The following is a 13,513-nucleotide window of genomic DNA, read 5'->3' on the forward strand; positions in this document are numbered from 1 at the left end:
TGGAGATAATCATGGTTTCCTCAACCTCACCTGCAACGCTTCGTGCCAAAGCGGGCGCGATTTTCCGCGTCACGTCGGGCAACTTTCTTGAGCAATTCGACTTCTTTCTGTTCGGCTTTTATGCCACCTACATCGCCCATACTTTTTTTCCGGCAAGCAGTGAATTTGCGTCCCTGATGATGACCTTCGCCGTCTTTGGCGCGGGCTTCCTGATGCGTCCGATCGGGGCCATTGTGCTGGGGGCTTACATTGATAAAGTGGGTCGCCGTAAAGGGCTGATCGTCACCCTGTCAATTATGGCCGCCGGAAACTTCCTGATCGTGCTGATCCCTTCTTACCAGAGCATTGGCCTGTGGGCGCCGCTGCTGGTGCTGACCGGCCGCCTGTTGCAGGGTTTTTCGGCAGGCGCCGAGCTGGGCGGGGTTTCGGTTTATCTGGCGGAGATCGCCACGCCGGGCCGCAAGGGTTTCTACACCAGCTGGCAGTCGGGTAGCCAGCAGGTCGCCATTATGATCGCGGCGGCGATGGGCTTCGCCCTGAATGTGGTGCTGGAAGAGAGTGCCATTCGCGAATGGGGGTGGCGTATTCCGTTCCTGTTTGGCTGTCTGATTGTGCCGTTTATCTTTTTCCTGCGCCGCAAGCTCGAAGAGACCGAGGAATTCAGCGCCCGTCGCCACCATCTGGCAATGCGTCAGGTCTTCACAACGCTGCTCGCCAACTGGCCGGTAGTCGTCGCGGGCATGCTGATGGTGGCGATGACCACCACCGCGTTTTACCTGATCACCGTTTACGCGCCGACCTTCGGTAAAAAAGTCCTGATGCTCAGCGCGTCGGACAGTCTTCTGGTCACGCTGCTGGTGGCGGTGTCCAACTTCATCTGGCTTCCGGTGGGCGGCGCGCTGTCGGATCGCTTCGGGCGTAAACCGGTGCTGATCGCCATGACGCTGCTGGCGCTGGCGACCAGCTATCCGGCGCTGACGATGCTGGCCGCAGCCCCGAGCTTCTCAATGATGCTGACCGTGCTGCTGTGGCTCTCTTTCCTCTACGGCCTGTATAACGGCGCGATGATCCCGGCCCTGACGGAGATCATGCCAGCAGAGGTGCGCGTGGCGGGCTTCTCACTGGCTTACAGCCTGGCAACGGCGGTCTTTGGCGGTTTCACGCCGGTGATTTCGACTGCCTTAATTGAGTACACCGGCGACAAAGCCTCCCCGGGCTACTGGATGAGCTTTGCCGCCGTTTGCGCCCTGCTGGCAACGCTTTATCTCTATCGTCGTCGCACGTTAATCCTGCAAACTGCCGTTAAGGAGTGATCCCTCATGCTTACATTCAGAACGGTGATTGCCGCCCTGACCTTCGCCTCCCTCAGCGCGGGCGCGCTTGCGCAGGATGTGACGGTGATGATTTCTGGCGGCTTCAAAGCGGCGCTGGAGAAGCTGACGCCGCAGTACGAAGCGCAAAGCGGCGACAGGCTCATTGTGATCTCCGGCCCGTCGATGGGCAAAACGCCGCAGGCCATTCCGGCCCGGCTCGCCCGGGGCGAAAAAGCGGACGTGGTGATTATGGTGGGCGATGCGCTGGCGAAACTGGAACAGGATCGCAGGACGGCGGCGGGCTCCCGCGTGGAGCTGGCGGATTCGCCCGTCGGGATGGTCGTCAAAGCGGGCGCGCCGGTTCCGGATATCAGTACGGTGCCTGCCCTGCGGCAAACGCTGCTGAAGGCGCATTCCATGGCTTATTCCGACAGCGCCAGCGGCCGGTATGTAGAGAGCCAGCTGTTCCGTAAGCTGGGCATCGACGGCCAGGTTCACGATAAAGCGCACCGGGTTGAGCGTATCCCGGTGGCGTCTGAAGTGGCAAAGGGGAAATACGATCTCGGCTTTCAGCAGGTGAGCGAGCTTCTGCCGGTCCCGGGGGTGACGTTTGTGGGTAAGTTGCCTGACGACATGCAGTACATTACCCGTTTCGCCGGAGCCGTAACGCAGAAGGCCGACCATCCCGAACAGGGAAAAGCGCTGCTGGCCTATCTCTCTTCGCTACAGGCTGCCAGCGTCATTACGGCAACGGGCTTAACGCCCGTCAGTGCACCTCGCGATACTGCTCGGTAATTAGCGTTTCGAGTTCGGCAGCAATATAGGACTGGATCCGCCCGCGGCGGCGGATCAGCCCCACGGTTCGCCTGACTTCAGGCTCGGTTAAAGGTACCGACGTCAGCAGCGAATGCTCTGCGCGGGGCATTGACATGGCGGGAACGGCCGCAATGCCGATCCCGGCTTCAACCATCCCCAGCATGGTCGTCACGTGCCGCGTTTCGCAGATGCTGGGGCGTTCAGGCCGAATATGCCCGACCCGCTGGTCGAGAAGATTACGGTTGCCGGAGGTCTTATCCAGACCGATATAATCCTGCTGATAAAAAGCCTGCCACGTCAGGCTTTTTCTTTTTGCAAGCGGGCTGTCGCGCCGGCAGGCGGCCACGTAGACATCCTCCACCAGCGGGACAAACTCGATGTCGGGCTGCAAACTCCGGGCAAAGCAGATACCAAAATCCGCCTGTCCGCGGGTGACGGCCTCGATAACATTTCCGGCGCTGCTGTCGATCAGTTTTATGCGCACGCGGGGGTAACGGGACTGAAAGCGGCGGATAACATCCGGCATAAAGTAACAGGCGGCGGACGGCACCGTTGCCACGGTGATTAGCCCCGTACGCTCCTCGCTGGCCTTATCGATATCCGAAAGCATGGACTCCACATCAGCAAGCAGCTGTCCGCACCGGTCGGCAAAGGTCTGTCCATACAGGGTCAGCGTGACGCGCCGGGTGGTTCTGTCGAACAGTTTTGTCCCCAGTGCCGCCTCCAGCTTTTCAATTCTGCGACTCAACGCCGACTGGGAAAGGCAGATAGACTCCGCCGCAAGACGGAAATTGCCATATTCCAGTAAAGCGCGGAAGGCATAGAGATCGTTGAGGTCAAAATTGACGGGCATACTGACGGGATCCTTAAGCACGGTAGGGTAAGAAGAGATTTATCATAGTCGCGCACGACATACTTCACAAAATGAAGGGGATACCCCTAAAGCGCTATCAACCTGACGGCACATAGTGATAGTTTATGCGGGCTGGATTCCTCTTAAACAGGCTGCCAGTCTGCATGCAGCCGAAGAGGAGTGTCATACTGCTTAACAGAGTATGTTGGCATGCTAACAGCCCCTGACCTTTCCATTTTGTTCACGTGCGAGTAACGAGCAAAGCGATGATTAAGTGGCCCTGGAAAACGAACGACGCTGGTCGAAATATGGCGCTGCCCTGGGATGAGGCTCTGGCGATCCCCGTGCTGGCGAATCTCTTGCCTGAAGAGCAATCAAAGCTGATTCAGCTGGCCGAGCGTTTTTTACAGCAAAAACGGCTGGTACCGCTACAGGGCTTCGAACTGGATCCGCTTAAAAATTCCCGCATCGCCCTGCTCTTCTGCTTGCCGGTGCTGGAGCTGGGTATCGAATGGCTGGATGGCTTCCACGAAGTGCTGATCTACCCGGCGCCGTTTATCGTCGATGATGAGTGGGAGGATGACATCGGGCTGGTGCACAACCAGCGTATGGTGCAGTCCGGGCAGAGCTGGCAGCAAGGGCCAATCATCCTCAACTGGCTGGATATTCAGGACTCGTTCGATGCCTCGGGCTTCAACCTGATCATTCACGAAGTGGCGCATAAGCTGGATACCCGCAACGGCGATCGCGCCAGCGGCGTGCCGCTGATCCCGCTGCGTGAAGTCGCGGGATGGGAGCACGACCTGCACGCGGCGATGGAAAACATTCAGGATGAGATAGACCTGGTGGGTGAAAGCGCGGCCAGCATTGATGCCTATGCCGCGACCGATCCCGCCGAGTGTTTTGCGGTATTGTCCGAGTATTTCTTTAGCGCACCTGAGCTTTTCGCTCCGCGCTTCCCGGCGCTGTGGCAGCGTTTTTGCCAGTTTTATCAGCAGGATCCGCTCCAGCGTCTGCGGCAAAGTGAGGACGCAGCCAGCACCTCCCCTCATCCGTTCCACTAATGTTTAAGGGGTACGATCGGTCGATCGTACCCACACGCTCACCGCGAGAAACAGCAGCGCCATTCCCCATGCGGCAGTAATCAAAAACTGCTCACCGTAAAAGCGCGTCACCACGGGTACCAGCAGCGCGCTGGCCCCGTATCCCAGCGTATGGCTGGTGGCGATCACCCCTGCGCCTTTGCCCGTCGTCAGCCGATCGTTGAGCAAAAGCTGGTATCCCGGCGTTGCCATGGCGGCCCCCAGCGAAGTGATGACAATTCCCACGTAGAACAGGGCTAAACTGGCGAGACACATCAGCCCAAGACCCGCCACCATCAAGACCGCGGCAATTAAGAGTAAAAATCTCGGGGTAAAATGCTGCGGGCGTACCACCAGAAACTGCGCCGCCAGGGTCGCCAGCGCGGCCAGGCTCAGCAGCAGCGCGACATGATGGCTGATTTGCACGGCATCGCCATTAAATAACGGGTGAAGATGCGGCGATAAACCAAGCTGCATCAGGCTGACCAGCGCCGCCAGCAGCAGTGCCAGCACCAGGAAAGGCAGCATGGAGGCCTGTAACCGCGTCGACTGGTGCGCCACCGGCGGCAGCGGGGGATCGGCGGCTTCGCGCAGCACCAGCAGCAGCGCGATAAACGGCGCCAGCGCCATCAGCCAGAGCGGTGCGACCGGGCTGACGCTGAGCATCAGCGCGGCCAGGGGCGGTCCCAGCAGACGCCCGCAGCTTAGGCCAGAGCTTATCGTCGCCAGCGCCGCCATCCTTTTATCCAGCCCCGCGCGTTGAATGGCCCACGTCTGGGCCGCAGGCACCAGCCCTGATACCGTCAGGCCGTACAGCATGCGCGACAGCACCAGGCCTGCCATTCCCCAGAGAGCATTCAGCGCGCCGTTCGCCATCGCCCAGACCACCAGCGCCATCACGACAAAGCTCGCCAGATAGCCTCCCAGCGAGGCCAGCATAACGATCTTACAGCCGTGCCGCTCGCTCTGGCGTCCCCACCAGGGCGATGCGGGTAAAAAGAGCATCGAGCCGAACATCAGCAGCCCGGCCCAGACGGAGAGCGACAGTCCGGTCAGGGAGACCAGCTGCGGCAGCATAACCAGCAAACCGTTTTGCCCAATACCTAATAAACCGGCGCCCAGTGCCAGGGGCCAGTTAGCTTTAGGGGTCACAACGTCAGTGAGATTCTCAGTACGGGTGCGCATAAAATTGTGAAGATAATGTCAATAAATGTGTGGAAATTATGAAGTTTATGAAAACAAATATTGCAAAAATAGTTGCCACTGTAAACAGAATGAATATCATAACGAGAATTATTATCAGTCATGGAATGAGGTACAACTATGCGTACTCTGCCCCGCTCCGCCGGTACAGATGTTGCGGCCCAGTGTTTTTTGAACGCGCTGCTGCGCGAAACGAAGGACTGGCACTATCTTCCCGCAACCCGTGCGGATGAGTTATCGCAGATTCATATCCCGCTCTCCCCAACCCAGGCCATTCGGGTTCCGGTACGCTATTTCTCCCCCACGCAGCATCACCAGTATCGTTTCCCCGCAACGCTGATTCAGGCCGACAGCGACGGCGGTGACACGGTCACATTCCATCAACTGATTGATTACATTCTTGAAAAAGAGACGGTAAGAGGCGCCCTGGATGCCGATACGCTGGCTCGCTTTAAGCAGCGCGTCCTGGAAAGCCATACGCACACCTGGCAGGCCATTGATTTACGCCACAACTGGGCAAACCTGCGCGATAAGCCGCTGACGTTTGCCGAAGCGGAACAGGCGCTGCTGGTCGGCCATGCTTTTCATCCTGCCCCAAAGTCGCACGAGCCGTTCAACGAGGCCGAGGCGCGTCGCTATCTGCCGGATTTCGCCTCCCGCTTCCCGCTGCGCTGGTTTGCGGTTGAGCATGAGCTGATTACCGGCGACAGCCTGAATGTCTCCCTGCGGGAACGTCTGCTGCGCTTTGCAGCGCAGAGCGCGCCGGCCCTTCTCGGTCACTTCACCGACACCTGCTGGATGCTGCCGATGCACCCGTGGCAGGCCGACTATCTGCTGGAGCAGGATTGGTGCCAGCGTCTGGTAGAAAAAGGCGCCCTGCGCGATCTGGGCGAAGCCGGTGCGCAATGGCTGCCCACCAGCTCTTCCCGCTCGCTGTACAGTGAAACCAACAGCGACATGATTAAGTTTTCCCTGAGCGTGCGGCTGACCAACTCCGTGCGCACGCTGTCGGTGAAAGAGGTTATGCGCGGCATGCGCCTGGCACGCCTGGCGAAAACGGCACGCTGGCAGGAACTTCAGGCGCGCTACCCGACCATGCGCGTGATGCAGGAGGACGGCTGGGCGGGGCTGTGCGATGAGCACGGCGTCGTTCAGGAAGAGAGCCTGATGGCCCTGCGCGTCAACCTGCTGTTCGATACCCCTGAAACGCAAACCAACGTGCTGGTGAGCCTGACCCAGGCCGCGCCGGACGGCGGCGACAGCCTGCTCGCCGCGGCGGTGCGTCGTCTGAGCCAGCGTCTGGACTTACCCCTCGCCCAGGCCGCGCGCTGCTGGCTGGATGCCTACTGCGACCGGGTATTGCTTCCGCTGTTCAGCGCCGAGGCGGACTACGGTCTGGTCCTGCTGGCGCACCAGCAAAATATCCTCGTTGAGATGCAGCAGGATTTCCCCGTTGGGCTGATCTACCGCGACTGCCAGGGCAGCGCCTGGACCGAAGGGGCCGACGCGTGGCTGAAAGAGGCAGGTGAAACCGAGGTGGAAAACCGCTTCGGTGAGAGCCAGCTGCTGCGCTACTTTCCTTATTACCTGCTGCTGAACTCTACCCTTGCCGTCACCGCCGCGCTCGCCGCCGCCTGCTTCGACAGCGAAGAGAACCTGATGTCCCGCGTGCGTGACGCGCTGGCCGAACTGCGCACCACGGCGAAGCAGACCCGCTGCCTCGATTACGTGCTCGACAGCCCGACCTGGAACTGCAAAGGCAACTTCTTCTGCTATCTGCACGATCGCAACGAAAACACCATCGTCGATCCGGCGGTGATCTATTTCGACTTTAGCAACCCGTTTTATAAGGAGAAGGCGTGATGGCAAACGCGAATATCGTCCATTCCGGCTACGGCTTTCGCTGCACGGCCACGGAACAAAACCTGCCGCTGACGCTGGGTCTCGACGGCAGCGCGGTGCTGGAGCGGCTGACCGGGCTCCCGGACGGCTGGCTGGTGGACGCCCTCGACCAGCTGTTTGTTGCCGCGCCCGCCCTGACCGGCATTACCCTGCCGTGGGCAGCCTGGCAGGATGAACCTCAGGCGCAGGCGCTGTTTAGCCTCGTTCACGGGGACTATCTGGCGCGTGAAATTTTCTGGCAGCTGCCGCTGTGGCTGAAAGGCGAACGTCCACAGGCGAGCGGCGGAATGCAGTTTGACGAAAGCCGTCAGCTGTACTTCCCGCTGCGCCCTCACCGCCCGCAGAGCGAGGTGTACCGCCGTTACGATCCGCAGATTAAGCGCACCCTGAGCTTCCGCGTGGCGGACGTGGCGCTGGACGGCGAGCGTTTTACCCGCTGGATGAACAACCCGCGCGTAAATGCCTTCTGGGAGATGGCCGGTCCGCAGGCCGAGCAGGAGAACTACCTGCGTCGCCAGCTCGTCTCGACCTATTGTTACCCGGTGATCGGCTGCTTTGACGATCAGCCGTTCGGCTATTTTGAACTCTACTGGGCGGCAGAAGATCGCATTGGCCGCCACTATCGCTGGCAGCCGTTTGACCGCGGGCTGCACATGCTGGTGGGTGAAGAAAACTGGCGCGGCGCGCAATACATCCGCAGCTGGCTGCGCGGCCTGAGCCACTATCTGTATCTCGATGAACCGCGCACCACGCGCATTGTCGCCGAGCCGCGCTTCGACAATCAGCGTCTGTTCCGCCATCTGGCGTCCGCCGGTTTCGACACGGTGAAAGAGTTCGACTTCCCGCACAAACGCTCCCGTCTGATCATGAGCGAGCGTCACCGCTTCTTCCACGAGGTGGAACTGTGAACGCACTCTGGCAGAAAGTGAACCGCGAGATGGTGGCGAAGATCCTCGCCGAACTGGAATATGAACGCACCCTGCGCGCCGAGCCGGTTTCGGCGGACAACTGGCGCATCAGTATGGGCAACGCGTGCTGGCAGTTTCGCGCCACGCGTGGGATATGGGGCTGGCTGCATATTGACCCTGATACCCTGACCACCACCAGCGGCGCGGCGGTCGAAGCGGAAAACGCGCTGCTGCAACTGGCCACCGTGCTGGAGATGAGCGACGCGCAAACGGCGGAGCACATGGAAGATCTCTACGCCACGCTGCGGGGTGACATGCAGCTGTTGCAGGCGCGTGAAACGCTGGATGCCGATGCGCTGATCCACCTCGACCCGGACGAACTACAGTGCCTGATGCGCGGTCACCCGAAGTTTATTTTCAACAAGGGACGCCGCGGCTGGGGGCTGGATGCCCTGCGCCTGTACGCGCCGGAATATCGCGGGCGTTTCCGCCTGCACTGGGTCGCCGTGCAGCGCGAGCGTCTGGTCTGGAGCAGCGACGCCGATTGCGATATTAACGCCCTGCTCTCCAGCGCCATGGACGATGCCGAGCGCGAGCGGTTCGACGCCCGCTGGCAGGAGCTGGATCTGGACGACAGCTGGCTGCCGGTGCCGCTGCACCCGTGGCAGTGGCAGCAAAAAATTGCCATTCATTTCCTGGCGCAGCTTGCGCGCGGTGAGATGGTAGAGCTGGGTGAGTTCGGCGATGAGTATCTGGCGCAGCAGTCCCTGCGCACGCTGACCAACGCCAGCCGTCGCGCGCCGTATGACATCAAGCTGCCGCTGACTATCTACAACACCTCCTGCTATCGCGGTATTCCGGGCAAGTATATCGCCGCCGGTCCGCTTGCCTCGCGCTGGCTACAGCAGCAGTTCGCCAGCGATGCCACGCTGATTCACTCCGGGGCGCAGGTGCTTGGCGAACCCGCAGCCGGATATCTGTCGCATCCGGGTTATGCCGCATTGCCTGAGGCGCCGTACCGCTATCAGGAGATGCTGGGGGTGATCTGGCGCGAGAACCCATCCTGCTATTTACAGGATGGCGAACAGGCGGTGCTGATGGCGGCGCTGATGGAAACCGATAACCAGGCGCGCCCGCTGATTGACGCGTGGATCAAACGCTCGGGGTTAACCGCTGACGCATGGCTGGAAAAGCTGTTTGAGGCGACGGTGATCCCCTTCTATCACCTGCTCTGTCGCTACGGGGTGGCGCTCATCGCCCACGGCCAGAACGTCACGCTGGTGATGAAAGATTACGTTCCGCAGCGCATTTTGCTGAAGGATTTCCAGGGCGACATGCGCCTGGTGGATGAAGATTTCCCGCAGGCGAAGAGCCTGCCGGAGCAGGTAAAAGCGGTGACGGCGCGCCTCAGCGCGGATTACATCATCCACGACCTGCAAACCGGCAACTTTGTCACGGTGCTGCGCTTTATATCCCGCCTCACCCTGCAATGCGGCGTGAGCGAAACCCGCTTCTATCAGATCCTGGCGCTGGTGTTACGTCGCTATATAGCCGCCCATCCGGATCTTGCGGCGCGCTTCGCCAAATTCGACCTGTTTAAGCCGCAGATTATTCGCGTGATCCTCAACCCGGTCAAACTTACCTTCTCTGAACACGACGGCGGCAGCCGCATGCTGCCGAACTACGTCTGCGATCTTGATAACCCTCTTTTTCTGGTCTCCCAGGAGTCAGCGCAATGAAAACCTATGATTTCATCGGCATAGGTATCGGTCCGTTCAACCTCAGTATTGCCGCGCTGGCAGAGGGGCTGGACGGTTTTAGCTCGCTGTTTCTTGAACGCAAGCCGCACTTCTCCTGGCACCAGGGGATGATGGTGCCGGACTGCCATATGCAGACCAGCTTCCTGAAGGATCTGGTCAGCGCCGTGGAGCCAACCAACCGCCACAGCTTCCTGAACTATCTGGTACAGCGCAAAAAGTTCTACCGTTTCCTCACCACCGAGCAGCGCACCGTGTCGCGCGAGGAGTTTGCCGACTACCTGTGCTGGGCGGCGGATAACCTCACTAACCTGGCCTTCAGCCAGCAGGTACAGCAGGTCAGCTTTGATGAGCAAAACGGCCTGTTTGAGGTCGTGACCCAGCGGGATCGCTTCCTGGCGCGCCACGTCTGCGTGGGGATTGGGAAGCAGATCAATCTCCCAGACTGCGTCACCGCGCAGGACGACACCTGCTTCCACGCCAGCGAAATGATGCTGCGCACGCCGGATTTAGCGGGCAAGCGCGTCACCGTCGTCGGCGGCGGCCAGAGCGGTGCGGATCTGTTTTTAAATATCTTCCGTGGGGAATGGGGGCAGCCGCTGAGCCTCAACTGGGTGTCGCGCCGCAACAACTACAACGCGCTGGATGAAGCCGCGTTTGCCAATGAGTATTTCACGCCGGAGTACGTGGACAGCTTCTCGACCCTTGGTGACGACGCCCGACGTCAGATGTTGCAGGAGCAGAAGATGACCTCCGACGGGATCACCACGGAGTCGCTGCTGGCCATCTATCGCGCCATGTATCACCGCTTCGAAGTGCTGCGCGAAAAACCCTGGGCGCATCTGATGCCGTCCCGCTCGGTGACGGCGCTGACGCGCCAGGAAACCGGACATCGCCTCAGCATCCAGCATCACCTGGACGGCGGGCGCGAACAGCTGGAGAGCGACGTGGTGATTTTCGCCACCGGCTACCGCGCCGTGCAGCCCGCGTTTCTCGCCCCGCTCTCTTCCCGACTGCGTCTGGATGAGAATGAAGCCTTCTGCATCAACAACGATTTCACCCTTGAATGGGACGGCCCGCAGAGCAACCGCCTGTTTGCCGTCAATGCCGGGATGCACCGTCTCGGTATTGCCGAACCCCAGCTCAGCCTGATGGCCTGGCGCGCGGCGCGAATTTTGAATCGCGCTCACGATGACGAGCCGTTTGAGCTGGCAACCACCCCCGGCGTGATCCACTGGCGGAGCACCACCAGCCCGGAGAGCAGCCAGGTTTTTAAATCATTAATGAAGACCACCGAGTACTGACACACACATTCAGGATCAACATAACAATGAAACGTTCTCATCTTTGGGTTTTAAATCCGTGCTTGCTTGCCATGCTTTCTACCTCTGCGTGGGCGGAAGAACAAAAGGAAGAAGATATTGTGGTCTCCGCCAGCCGGGCACATCGCAGCGTGGCAGAGATGGCGCAAACCACCTGGGTTATTGAGCGGGCGGAAATTGAGCAGCAGGTTCAGGGCGGGAAAGAGATTAAAGACGTGCTGGCCCAGCTGATCCCCGGCATGGACGTCAGCAGCCAGGGACGTACCAACTACGGCATGAACCTGCGCGGTCGCTCCATGATGGTGATGGTGGACGGCGTACGTCTGAACTCTTCCCGCAGCGACAGCCGCCAGCTCGACTCTATCGATCCGTTCAACATTGACCGTATCGAAGTCATTTCCGGCGCCACCTCGCTGTACGGCGGCGGCAGTACCGGCGGGCTGGTGAACATCGTCACCAAAAAAGGCCAGCCGGAGACCGAAGTGGAGTTCCAGACCGGGGCAAAAAGCGGGTTTAACAGCCATAACGACCATGATGAGAACGTCTCCGCAGCCGTGAGCGGCGGCAATGACAACGCCTCTGGCCGTCTGTCGGTCTCCTATCAGCGCTACGGCGGCTGGTATGACGGCAACGGCGACGAGGTGATTATCGATAACACCCAGACCGGCTTGCAGTATTCCGACCGTATCGACGTGATGGGGACAGGCACCATCAACATCGACGATCATCAGCAGCTCCAGTTAACCACGCAGTACTACAAGAGCGAATCCGACGGCAAGCACGGCCTGTTCCTTGGGGAGAATTTCGCTGCGGTCACGGGCGATGCCAAAGCCTATAATAAAGATAACCTGAACTCTGACCGTATCCCGGGCACAGAGCGTCACCTGATCAACCTGCAATACTCGAACACCGATTTCTGGGGTCAGGATCTGGTTGCGCAGATTTACTACCGTGACGAGAGCCTGACCTACTACCCGTTCCCGACGCTGAGCAAAGGCGCGGTGACCAGCATTGGCGCGTCCCAGCAGAAAACCGATTTTTACGGCGGCAAGCTGACGCTAAACAGCAAACCGATGGACGACCTGACCCTCACCTGGGGTGTGGATGCCGACCACGAAACATTCGATGCCAACCAGCAGTTCTTCGACTTAAGCAAAGCGGCGGCGAGCGGCGGCATGGAGCTGGACAATGCCTACAACGTGGGCCGTTATCCGGGTTACAGCATTACCAACCTCGCGCCGTTCCTGCAAGCCAGCTATGACATTGACGCCATCACCCTGAGCGGCGGCGTGCGTTACCAGTACACCGAAAACAAGGTGGACGATTTTGTCGGCTACGCCCAGCAGCAGGCAATCGCCACGGGCAAAGCGACCTCCGCTGACGCGGTGCCGGGCGGGAAAACCGACTACAACAACTTCCTGTTTAACGCCGGGATCCTTGGACGTCTTACCGAACAGCAGCAGCTGTGGTTTAACTTCTCCCAGGGCTTCGAGATCCCGGACCTGGCGAAGTACTACGGCTCCGGCACCTATCAGCTGGTCGATGGTCACTATCGCCTGCAAAACAGCGTCAACGTGAACGACTCAACGCTGGACGGTATTAAGGTCAATGCCTACGAGCTGGGCTGGCGCTTCACCGGCGATAACCTGCGTACCCAGGTGGCGGCGTACTACTCGCTCTCGGATAAAACCATCACCATCAACAAGAGCGACATGACCATCAACCTGGAGGACGACAAACGTCGTATCTACGGGGTTGAAGGCCAGGTGGACTATTTCTTCACCGACAGCGACTGGAGCACCGGGGCGAACTTTAACGCCATCAAGTCCGAAACGCGTGAAAACGGGAAATGGGAGAAGCTGACGGTCGACAGCGCCAGCCCGTCTAAAGCCAGCGCATGGGTTAACTGGGCGCCGGGCGACTGGGCCCTGCGCGTGCAGAGCACACAAACCTTCGACGTGTCTGACGCCGACGGTAAGAAGATTGATGGCTATAATACCGTTGATTTCCTGGGCAGCTACGCCCTGCCGGTGGGCAAAGTCAGCTTCAGCGTGGAAAACCTGCTGGACAAAGACTACACCACCGCCTGGGGCCAGCGCGCACCGGGGCTGTATAGCCCAACCTATGGCTCACCGGGTCTTTATACTTATAAAGGCCGTGGACGTACGTTTGGCCTGAACTACTCCGTTCTGTTCTGATCCTGCGCGCCGCCTGCGGGCGGCGCATTTTGCTGTGCAATTTGAAAGCAAATTTGCTATTAAATCATCGGTTTGCTGAAATTCTCGGCAAACGAACAAAAACGATGTTTTCCCCTTTGACAAGGCGCACGCAGGTCGATAATATGCGCCTCGTTCACA

Annotated in this window: 10 protein-coding genes; 8 read left to right on the forward strand and 2 right to left on the reverse strand. The window is 59.6% G+C overall.

All coding sequences use genetic code 11. From position 1 onward, the window contains the following. The first annotated feature begins 11 nt into the window (after nt 1–11). Together AC4OVU_RS13690 and AC4OVU_RS13695 are read left to right on the forward strand one after the other, a co-directional pair. A complete protein-coding gene (locus AC4OVU_RS13690; protein WP_129541327.1) occupies nt 12–1,313 on the forward strand; it encodes an MFS transporter in 1,302 nt (433 codons plus the stop codon). 6 nt (nt 1,314–1,319) lie between these two features. Next, nucleotides 1,320–2,108, forward strand: coding sequence for a substrate-binding domain-containing protein (locus AC4OVU_RS13695; RefSeq protein ID WP_047735601.1), 789 nt, complete (start codon nt 1,320–1,322; stop codon nt 2,106–2,108). Here the strand turns inward: AC4OVU_RS13695 and psrA are convergent. After that, nucleotides 2,080–2,982 (reverse strand): L-proline-binding transcription factor PsrA, encoded by a 903-nt coding sequence (gene psrA / locus AC4OVU_RS13700; RefSeq protein ID WP_003859540.1) that lies wholly within the window; start codon nt 2,980–2,982, stop codon nt 2,080–2,082. The genes AC4OVU_RS13695 and psrA overlap by 29 nt on opposite strands. A gap of 266 nt (nt 2,983–3,248) precedes the next feature. Between psrA and mtfA the strand changes: the two genes are divergently transcribed. Continuing rightward, nucleotides 3,249–4,046, forward strand: coding sequence for a DgsA anti-repressor MtfA (gene mtfA / locus AC4OVU_RS13705; RefSeq protein ID WP_017693127.1), 798 nt, complete (start codon nt 3,249–3,251; stop codon nt 4,044–4,046). 3 nt (nt 4,047–4,049) lie between these two features. On the opposite strand, the gene AC4OVU_RS13710 is transcribed toward mtfA, so the two are convergent. Beyond that, entirely contained in the window at nt 4,050–5,249 is a 1,200-nt protein-coding gene (locus AC4OVU_RS13710) for an MFS transporter (protein WP_110292915.1), read from the reverse strand. Nucleotides 5,250–5,387: 138 nt separating this feature from the next. On the opposite strand from AC4OVU_RS13710, the gene AC4OVU_RS13715 reads away from it, so the two are divergent. The 5 genes from AC4OVU_RS13715 to AC4OVU_RS13735 are packed head-to-tail and all read left to right on the forward strand — an operon-like array spanning nt 5,388 to nt 13,354. After that, entirely contained in the window at nt 5,388–7,130 is a 1,743-nt protein-coding gene (locus AC4OVU_RS13715) for an IucA/IucC family protein (RefSeq protein ID WP_110292914.1), read from the forward strand. After that, nucleotides 7,130–8,077 (forward strand): GNAT family N-acetyltransferase, encoded by a 948-nt coding sequence (locus tag AC4OVU_RS13720; protein WP_110292913.1) that lies wholly within the window; start codon nt 7,130–7,132, stop codon nt 8,075–8,077. The genes AC4OVU_RS13715 and AC4OVU_RS13720 overlap by 1 nt, the downstream gene beginning before the upstream one ends. Continuing rightward, on the forward strand, nt 8,074–9,816 hold the full coding sequence (gene iucC / locus AC4OVU_RS13725; RefSeq protein ID WP_110292912.1) for an IucA/IucC family protein: 1,743 nt from the start codon (nt 8,074–8,076) through the stop codon (nt 9,814–9,816). Before AC4OVU_RS13720 ends, iucC begins: the two co-directional genes overlap by 4 nt. Then, nucleotides 9,813–11,138, forward strand: a complete 1,326-nt coding sequence (locus AC4OVU_RS13730) for a lysine N(6)-hydroxylase/L-ornithine N(5)-oxygenase family protein (protein ID WP_491928704.1) — start codon at nt 9,813–9,815, stop codon at nt 11,136–11,138. Before iucC ends, AC4OVU_RS13730 begins: the two co-directional genes overlap by 4 nt. A 26-nt stretch (nt 11,139–11,164) precedes the next feature. Continuing rightward, entirely contained in the window at nt 11,165–13,354 is a 2,190-nt protein-coding gene (locus AC4OVU_RS13735; RefSeq protein WP_032654151.1) for a TonB-dependent siderophore receptor, read from the forward strand. Nucleotides 13,355–13,513: the final 159 nt, after the last annotated feature.

The sequence above is a fragment of the Enterobacter sp. 6722112 genome, from assembly GCF_058661685.1.

Excerpts from the sequence above, each read along its gene's own strand:
- AC4OVU_RS13690 (WP_129541327.1), top strand. The coding sequence starts at position 12 with ATGGTTTCCTCAACCTCACCTGCAACGCTTCGTGCCAAAGCGGGCGCG.
- AC4OVU_RS13695 (WP_047735601.1), top strand. The coding sequence starts at position 1,320 with ATGCTTACATTCAGAACGGTGATTGCCGCCCTGACCTTCGCCTCCCTC.
- psrA (WP_003859540.1), bottom strand. The coding sequence starts at position 2,982 with ATGCCCGTCAATTTTGACCTCAACGATCTCTATGCCTTCCGCGCTTTA.
- mtfA (WP_017693127.1), top strand. The coding sequence starts at position 3,249 with ATGATTAAGTGGCCCTGGAAAACGAACGACGCTGGTCGAAATATGGCG.
- AC4OVU_RS13710 (WP_110292915.1), bottom strand. The coding sequence starts at position 5,249 with ATGCGCACCCGTACTGAGAATCTCACTGACGTTGTGACCCCTAAAGCT.
- AC4OVU_RS13715 (WP_110292914.1), top strand. The coding sequence starts at position 5,388 with ATGCGTACTCTGCCCCGCTCCGCCGGTACAGATGTTGCGGCCCAGTGT.
- AC4OVU_RS13720 (WP_110292913.1), top strand. The coding sequence starts at position 7,130 with ATGGCAAACGCGAATATCGTCCATTCCGGCTACGGCTTTCGCTGCACG.
- AC4OVU_RS13730 (WP_491928704.1), top strand. The coding sequence starts at position 9,813 with ATGAAAACCTATGATTTCATCGGCATAGGTATCGGTCCGTTCAACCTC.
- AC4OVU_RS13735 (WP_032654151.1), top strand. The coding sequence starts at position 11,165 with ATGAAACGTTCTCATCTTTGGGTTTTAAATCCGTGCTTGCTTGCCATG.